General features: G+C 72.9%; 8 protein-coding genes. 3 read left to right on the forward strand and 5 right to left on the reverse strand.

The features are described 5' to 3' along the window. The first annotated feature begins 98 nt into the window (after window positions 1-98). Entirely contained in the window at window positions 99-713 is a 615-nt protein-coding gene (locus ACZ4UB_RS24955) for a YidB family protein (protein WP_468073308.1), read from the forward strand. A gap of 44 nt (window positions 714-757) precedes the next feature. Continuing rightward, the gene (locus ACZ4UB_RS24960; protein WP_468073310.1) at window positions 758-1,681 is read left to right on the forward strand and encodes a flagellin N-terminal helical domain-containing protein; all 924 of its coding nucleotides are present in this window, start codon (window positions 758-760) and stop codon (window positions 1,679-1,681) included. A 329-nt stretch (window positions 1,682-2,010) separates the two neighbouring features. Here the strand turns inward: ACZ4UB_RS24960 and ACZ4UB_RS24965 are convergent, their stop codons facing one another. The 5 genes from ACZ4UB_RS24965 to zapE all read right to left on the reverse strand — a co-directional run bounded on the left by ACZ4UB_RS24965 (window position 2,011) and on the right by zapE (window position 7,090). After that, complete coding sequence (locus ACZ4UB_RS24965; RefSeq protein ID WP_468073312.1) at window positions 2,011-2,901, reverse strand: polysaccharide deacetylase family protein; 891 nt, start codon at window positions 2,899-2,901, stop codon at window positions 2,011-2,013. Between the two features lie 17 nt (window positions 2,902-2,918). Beyond that, complete coding sequence (locus ACZ4UB_RS24970; RefSeq protein ID WP_468073314.1) at window positions 2,919-3,860, reverse strand: PPK2 family polyphosphate kinase; 942 nt, start codon at window positions 3,858-3,860, stop codon at window positions 2,919-2,921. Between the two features lie 70 nt (window positions 3,861-3,930). Further along, complete coding sequence (locus ACZ4UB_RS24975; RefSeq protein WP_468073316.1) at window positions 3,931-5,304, reverse strand: alkaline phosphatase PhoX; 1,374 nt, start codon at window positions 5,302-5,304, stop codon at window positions 3,931-3,933. A 200-nt stretch (window positions 5,305-5,504) separates the two neighbouring features. Then, complete coding sequence (locus ACZ4UB_RS24980) at window positions 5,505-5,930, reverse strand: OsmC family protein (protein ID WP_468073318.1); 426 nt, start codon at window positions 5,928-5,930, stop codon at window positions 5,505-5,507. A 65-nt stretch (window positions 5,931-5,995) separates the two neighbouring features. Continuing rightward, entirely contained in the window at window positions 5,996-7,090 is a 1,095-nt protein-coding gene (gene zapE, locus ACZ4UB_RS24985) for a cell division protein ZapE (RefSeq protein ID WP_468073373.1), read from the reverse strand. Window positions 7,091-7,192: 102 nt separating this feature from the next. Between zapE and ACZ4UB_RS24990 the strand changes: the two genes are divergently transcribed. Continuing rightward, window positions 7,193-7,966: a pyrimidine reductase family protein gene (locus tag ACZ4UB_RS24990; protein WP_468073320.1), complete on the forward strand. Its 774-nt coding sequence runs from the start codon at window positions 7,193-7,195 to the stop codon at window positions 7,964-7,966. Window positions 7,967-8,152 lie beyond the last annotated feature (186 nt).

An 8,152-nucleotide genomic window follows, 5' to 3' on the forward strand; every position in this document is an offset into this window, starting at 1 on the left:
GACGTCGTATCGGCCAAGCATGTCTCACCACCCGTAGTGGGCCGGCTGCCTTCGGTAGCGTCCGCCTTCCGGGCATGATCCTTTTGAAGGGGATTCTGATGAGTGAGACCACGGTGGCGCCGGTGCTGGGGCAATTGCTGACCGCGTTGGCGGCGTTGCCCGCCACGGCGGGCAAGTTCGACTCGTGGACGGGCGGCGGTGCGAACGACGAGCTGACGGCCGAGGACGTCATCGCCGCGGCCCCGGCCGGAATGCTGGCCCAGCTGGCGGAGCTGGCCCAGGTGAGCGAGGCGGAGGTCGCCGCCTCCCTGGCCGTGGAGATCCCCGTCCTCGTGGACGCGATCCCGGCCGAGACCATCGCCGCGTTCCGGGCAGCCGCGAAGATCGCCGCTCTGACGCCGCAGGAGGAGTCGGCGGCCGAGCAGATCGAGGCCGAGGCCCGTCAGCTGGCGGCCGCCCTGCCCCAGAGCCGCTCCTGGCTCGGCGCCGGCCCCAACGATCCCCTGACCGAGGAGCAGGTCGTACGGGCCATCGGCGACGGCGAGCTCACCGCGGCCGCGGCCGCGCGGGGACTGGACAAGGCCGAACTCATCGCGGAGCTGGTGAAGACCCTGCCGCTCTTCATCGACGCGATCTCCCCGAACGGCTGGGTCGACCTGGACATCCTGCGGTTCGTCCTGGCCCAGGACGACGTGGACGTCACGTCCGCGTAGTTCTGCCCGACCTCCACACCCGACGTTCGAATGGGGACGACCACATGCTGACGCTCAACACCAACATCATGTCGCTGACCACGCAGAACTACCTGAACATCACCGGCTCCACGATGGGTGTCGCCGCCGAACGGCTCGCCTCCGGACAGCGGATCAGCTCGTCGCAGGACGACGCCGCGGGGCTGGCCGTCTCCGACCGGATGACCACCCAGATCAACGGCTCCGTCCAGGCCAGCCGCAACAGCAACGACGCCATCAGCCTCGCGCAGACCACCGAGGGCGCGCTCAAGGAGGTCACCGACAACCTCCAGCGGATCCGGATGCTGACCGTGCAGGCCGCCAACGGCATCTACGCCGTCAGCGACCGCCGGGCCCTCCAGCAGGAGGTGGACCAGCGGTTGGAGGCCATCGACACCATCGCGCAGCAGACCCAGTTCAACGGAATCAAGGTCCTCGCGAAGAACACCAGCATGAACTTCCAGACCGGCGCCAACGACGGCGACATCATCGCCGTCACCATGAGGGCATTGAACGTCAACACGCTCGGGCTGGAGGGCTACGACGTCTCCAAGACGCTCGCCTTCACCAGTGAAACCGACCCGACCAAGGTCACCTACCCCGGCACGGACGGCCGGACGGTGACCGCCGACCGGCCCGGAGCGACCGGAGGGGACGGCACGCTTCTCGTCGACCCGCTGTCCACCATCGACGCCGCCCTCGTCGAGGTCACCTCACTCCGGTCGATCCTGGGCGCGGTCCAGAACCGCTTCGAGTCGAACATCCGCACCCAGGACACCGCCGTGGTGAACCTCAGCGCCGCCCGCGAGCGCGTCGAGGCCACCGACTACGCCCTGGAGACGGCCAACTACACCCAGGCCAGCATCCTCCAGCAGGCCGGAATCTCCGTCCTCGCCCAGGTCAACGCCCAGCCCAAGAACATCCTCCCCCTCCTCCAGCAACTCGGCTGACCTAGGGCGGGGGCTCGGCGAGGGCCCGGGTGATGAGGTCGTGGATCAGGAACTCGCCGGGGGCGCGGTTCTCCTTCAGTCGGGCGAGGTCGTCGGGGCCGAACCAGTCGTAGCCGGAGTGCTTGGTCCACTCCAGCGCGGGGCGGTCCAGGTCGCCGTCGACCTCGACGAGGTAGTCGGCCGCGTTTCTGGGCGAAGGCGCGGCCCTCCCGGTTGAGGACGACGGCGCCGACGGTCCAGACCTCGCCCGGGGCGGGATCCGGCACCTCGACGCCGGCTGCGACGGTGAACGGCGGATGGTGGGTCGGCATGACCCGGAGCGTAGGCCGTTACTTCCCGATCAGGTCCGAGACCTTCGCGAAGCGGTAGCCGCGCTTGCGGAGTTCCGGGACGATCTTGCGGATGGCCTCCTCGGTCACGGGGGCGGCGCTGCGCGTGCAGTGCATGACCACCACCGAACCGGGCTTCACCCCGGCCAGCACCTGTTCGGCCACCGCGTCCGGGTCCTTGGCGAAGGCGTCCCCGCTGACCACGTCCCACTGGACCGCCGTGACCTTGGCCGTGGCCAGGACGCGCAGTGCCTGGTCGTCGTAGCAGCCGCCGGGGAAGCGGAAGTACGGGACGGTGTTGACCGCGCCCGCCTTGCGGAAGGCCTCGAAGGCCCGGTCCACGTCGGCGCGGGCCGCGGCGCCGTCGAGCGCGGGCAGGCCGTAGCAGGGGGACTTGAAGGCGTGGTGGCTGTAGGAGTGGTTCGCGATCTCGAAGTTCGGGTCGGTACCGATGGCCTTCGCCTGGTCCGGGTACTCCTCGGCCCAACGGCCCGTCATGAAGATGGTGGAGGGCACCTTCAGCTGCCGCAGCGTGGAGATCAGCTGAGGGTTGTCGAAGTGCTCGCCGCTCGCCGCGCGCGGTCCCTGGTCGGAGGTCATGTCGGCGTCGAAGGTGAGCGCGACGGTCTTGTCCGTCGTCTGCCGGGAACGCTCGAAGACCGGGGTCAGCCCGCCCGGACCGGGGGCGATCGTGGGCGGCTTGGAGGGGGCCGCCGCGGAGGCGCCGGGGGAGGCGCCGGACGAGGGGGAGCCGGAGGGCGCGGCCGAGGCGGGCGCACCCGCCCGAACGGGTGCGGAGGTGGCCCCCGGGGTGGCCGAGCCGCCCCCGCAACCCGCGAGGGCGGCACCGAGCGCGGCTACGACGGCCACTTTGCGTACAGAAATGGTCACGTACGCAAAATATATGACTATGAGGTAAGTAGGCGGGAGCGGCACTCGTCCACGTCGAAGTCGGCCTTCGGATACTCCGGCGCGAGGGCCTCCAGATGCTCCAGGAGCAGCGCGCCGATCGCCCAGTTGCGGTACCACTTGCGGTCCGCGGGCACGACGTACCAGGGCGCGGCGGCGCTGGCGCAGCGCTCCAGGGCCAGCTCGTAGGCCTCCTGGTAGGCGGGCCACGCGCCGCGCTCCTCGATGTCCCCCGGATTGAACTTCCAATGCTTGGCGGGGTCGTCCAGGCGGGTCAGCAACCGCTCGCGCTGCTCCTCGTAGGAGATGTGGAGGAAGACCTTCAGCACGCTCACGCCGTCCTCCGCGAGGGCCTTCTCGAACCGGTTGATCTGCGCGTAGCGGCGGCGCACCTGACTGCGCGGCGCCAGCTCGCGGACCCGGGCGATCAGGACGTCCTCGTAGTGCGAACGGTCGAAGATGCCGATCTCCCCCGGCTGGGGGAGGGCCTTCTTGATCCGCCAGAGGAAGGGGTGCTCCCGCTCCTCCTGCGTCGGCGCCTTGAAGGCGCGGATCCGGCAGCCGGAGGGGTTGAACAGGCCGATCACGTGCTTGACCGTGCCGCCCTTGCCGCTGGTGTCCATGCCCTGGAGCACGAGCAGCACCCGGCGGTGGTCCCCGGCGGTGCTGGCGGCGTAGAGGCGCTCCTGGAGCTCGGCGAGCCGCTCGCCCATGGCGGTGGCGGAGGCCAGGGAGGCCGCCTTCCCGCCCGGGGCGCCGGGTGTCGACCGGGTGTCGATGCGCTCCAGGTGGACGCTCTCCCCGAGCGGCACCCGCAACAACGGCGCGACGGGCACGTCCGCCTCCCGTCCGGCCTTCCGGTTCCCCTTCCCCTTCCCCTTGTCCTTGTCCGTCTGCTTCTGGTTCTGCTTCTGGTTCTGCTCAGCCTTCGCTGTGGCCATCACGACCCCCATCGCGTCGGTTTCGTCCGATCTTGCACCACATCGAACGGGGGCGCGAGGGCGCGCGAGGTCAGTGCCAGGGGCCCGTCACCGCGAACGTCGTGCCCGGGGCGTAGGCGTTGACGTACATCGTCCGGCCGTCCGGGGCGAAGGTGACCCCCGCGAACTCGCCCCACTCCGCCGTACCCGCCGTGCCGATGTCGTCCGCGTTGCGGGCCATCGCGTACACCGTGCCGGTCCGGGTCAGCCCGAAGACGTACTGCGCCCCGCCGCCGTCCTCGCACACCATCAGGCCGCCGTCCGGGGCCAGGCAGATGTTGTCCGGCGAGTCCCCCGGCAGCCGTACGTCGGTGGCGGGGCCGAAGACGACCTCCAGGCGGATCCGGCCGCGCACGGGGTCGTGGGACCAGACCTGGCCGAAGTGGTCGGCGGCGGCCCCCTCGCGGCTGCGGGCGAAGCTGGAGACGAAGTGCACCACGTCCCCGCCCCAGTAGCAGCCCTCCAGCTTCTGCGCGTGCGTGATGCCGCCCGGGCCGAAGTCCTGGAACCGGATCGGGGTGCGGGCGGCCGACGGGTCGGGTACGGGCACCCACTCGACCGGGAACTCCGTCCCCGGCTCCGTCACGACGGCCAGGTCCGCCACCCCTCGCACCCGCATCGCCTCCAGCACGCCCCCCGCCCGCAGCGAACCGGGCCCGCCCAGCGGGCGGCGCGGCAGGAACCGGTAGAAGAGGCCGAAGGGCTTCACGAAGGCGTCCTCGGTCTCGTAGACCACGCCCCGCACCGGGTCCACCGCCACGGCCTCGTGGGCGAAGCGGCCCAGCGCCGTCAGCGGCACCGCGCCCGAGCGCCGCGGATCGCCCGGATCGACCTCGAAGACGTACCCGTGGTCCTTCGCGTACCCGGCGACGCCCGCGGTGTCCTCGGTCTCCTCGCAGGTCAGCCAGGTGTTCCAAGGGGTGCGTCCGCCCGCGCAGTTGACGGCCGTGCCCGCGATGCCCACCCGTTCGCCGACGACCTCGCCCGCCGGGCAGAGCTCGATGACGGTGCACCCGCCGAGCGCGGCCGGGTCGTAGGTGAGCCCCTCGACGGGCGGGACGCGCAGCGCGGCGGTGGTCCGGTTCTCGTGGTTGCGCACCAGCCGCACCCCGCCGGCCGTGGTGGCGAAGGCCGCCATGCCGTCGCAGTTGGCCGGGACGACGCCCTCGCCCGAGCGCATCCGGTCCCCGGCCCGGGACAGCACCCGGTAGCGGAACCCCGCGGGCAGGTCCAGCAGCCCGGCCGGATCCGGTACGAGCGGCCCGTAGCCCCCGGTGGGCGGCGCGGGCGGCGCCGAGCGCGCGCTCGCTCCCGCCGAGGCGGTGAAGAGGGCGCCCAGTGCCCCCGTGAAGGCGATGGCGGCCGTACCGCCTGCGGCGAGCAGGCTGCGTCGGGTGGTGGGCATCGGCAACTCCCCATGGCGGGACCGGAGGTGGTTCCGGGCCGTCGTACCACGGGGTCGCGCCGGGCGGGCCGCGGCGCGGGCGGGCGCGGCGCGGCGTCACACCCGCGGGTGCCCGCCCGGCCCGGCCGCCCACCGGCCGCCGGCCGGTCCGGCCGGGGCGGGAGCGGGCGGGCCGGGCGCGGGCCGGGCACCGCGAGGGATCAGAGCAGCTCGGCGGAGAGCGTGATCGTGGTGCCGGTCAGGGCCTGGCTGACCGGGCAGTTCTTCTTGGCGTCCTCGGCCGCGGCGGCGAAGCCCTCGGCGTCCAGGCCCGGTACCTCGGCGCGCACGCTGAGGTGGATGCCGGTGATGCCCTCGCCCGGCTGGAAGGTGACGTCGGCCTTGGTCTCGACGCGGGTGGGCGGGGTGCCCGCACCGGCCAGACCGTGGGAGAGGGCCATCGAGTAGCAGCTGGAGTGCGCGGCGGCGATCAGCTCTTCCGGGCTGGTCTTGCCGTTGGCGGCCTCAGCGCGGGAGGGCCAGGAGACGTCGAAGGAGCCCCGGCCCGAGGAGTCGAGGGAGACGACCCCCGAGCCCTTGAGCAGGTCGCCTTCCCAGACGGTGTGCGCGTGACGCGTGGTGGCCATGGCGGATCCCTTCACATAGGTGGAAGCGGCCGGACGGCCTGACGACCGGTCCGGCGACCCCAAACCTACTGGGCCACCAGGCCCTTCGCGTCACGCGCCAGCGCGGTGAGCCGAGAGATGGCGCGGAAGTACTTCTTGCGGTAGCCGCCGTTCAGCATCTCGTCACTGAACAGCCGGTCGAAGGGCACGCCGGAGGCGAGGACCGGAATCTCGCGGTCGTAGAGCCGGTCCGCGAGGACCACCAGGCGCAGCGCGGTCGACTGGTCCGGCACCGGGCCGACGTCGGTCAGGCAGACGGCGGCGACGCCCTCGGTGAGCGCGCCGTAGCGGCTCGGGTGCACCTTGGCCAGGTGTTCGAGCAGCCCGGGGAAGTCGTCGAGGCTGGCGCCGGGCGTCGCGTACGCCGCCTTGGTGACCTGCTCGTCGGAGAAGGGCGCGGGCGCCTCGGGCAGGCCGCGGTGGCGGTAGTCCTGGCCGTCGATCCGCAGCGGCCGGAACTGCGCGGACAGGCCCTGGATCTCGCGCAGGAAGTCGGCGGCCGCGAAGCGGCCCTCGCCGAGCTTGCCCGGCAGCGTGTTCGAGGTCGCGGCGAGCGCGACGCCCTGCTCGACGAGCCTGCTGAGCAGCGAGGACACGAGCACGGTGTCGCCCGGGTCGTCCAGCTCGAACTCGTCGATGCACAGCAGCCGGTGCCCGCCCAGGGTCTGCACGGTCTGCTGGAAGCCGAGCGCGCCGACCAGGTTCGTCAGCTCCACGAAGGTGCCGAAGGCCTTGAGCGCGGGCTCGGCCGGGGTGGCGTGCCACAGCGAGGCGAGCAGGTGGGTCTTGCCGACGCCGTAGCCGCCGTCGAGGTAGACCCCGCGCGGGCCGCTGGCCGGCGCGGCCTTGGGGCCGCGCGCGAACCAGCGGCGCTTGCCCCCGCCGCTGGCGTGGGCCCCGCCGAGACCGGCGGCGAAGCCGCTCAGCACGGTGACGGCCTCGGCCTGGCTCGGCTGGTCCGGGTCGAGGTTGTAGGTGTCGAAGCGCACCGCGTCGAAACGTGGGGGCGGCACCATCTCGGCCACGAGCCGTTCGGCGGGTACGTGCGGGGCGCGGGCGCACAGCGCGAGCGGACCGGCATCGGGTCCGTCGGCGCCGGGGCGGGATCCCGCGTCGGCTATCGGGCTCCGTCCGGCGGCGCCGCCGTGCGGGGCGGTCGCACCGGAGGGGGAGAGAGAGGTTGACACAGCCCTTAACTCTACGGGGCGTGGCACACTGCACCGATGCGACGCCTGTTCCCTGTGACCGATCAGACACCCCCCGTCCCGGGCGACCACCCGTGGTCGCTGGACGAGCTCGCGGAGGCCTACGCGTACCCCGCGCTCGGCGCCGGGGAGCACTGGCTGCGCGCGAACATGGTGTCCTCGCTGGACGGCGCCGGCCAGCACGACGGGCGCTCGCAGCCCCTGTCCAGCGAGACCGACATGCGGATCTTCGGCACCCTGCGGGCGCTGGCCGATGTGGTGGTCGTCGGTGCGGAAACGGTTCGCCAGGAGGGTTACCGCCCGGCCCGGGCCCGCGCGGACTTCGCCGCCCGCCGGGCCGCCGCCGGGCAGGGCCCCGCCCCGATCGTCGCCGTCGTCACCGCGAGCCTGGACCTGGACTTCGCGCTGCCCCTGTTCGCCGCGCCGCTCGTGCCCACCCTGGTGCTCACCGGAGCCGCCGCCCCCGCCGACCGGGTCGCCGCGGCGGCCGCGTCCGGGGCCGAGGTGGTGGTGGCCGGGGAGGGCGCGGGCGTGGACCCCGCCCGGGTGGTGCGGGAGCTGGCCGACCGGGGGCTGCGCCGCCAGCTCACCGAGGGCGGGCCGCGGCTGCTGGGCCAGTTCGTGGCCGCCGGAGTGCTGGACGAGCTGTGCCTGAGCGTGTCCCCGACCCTCACGGCGGGTGACGCCCAGCGGATCGCGGGGGGCCCGCGGGTCGACGTACCGCACCGGCTGGTACTGGCCTCGCTGCTGGAAGAGGCCGGGTTCCTGTACACGCGTTACCGTCGGATCTGACAAGCAGCGGAATTTCCCGTTCCGCTTAGCTTCCGCTGGGCACATATACCAGCGCGAGCCCCGTGCGACAGCGGGGCAGGATGGTTTCCGCAGGGGCCGGGGGGGGGGGGGGGGGGGGGGGGGGGGGGGGGGGGGGGGGGGGGGGGGGGGGGGGGGGCGGGTGGGGGGAGTGTGGCGTACCCTAGA

Source organism: Streptomyces sp. NPDC028419 (assembly GCF_055565515.1).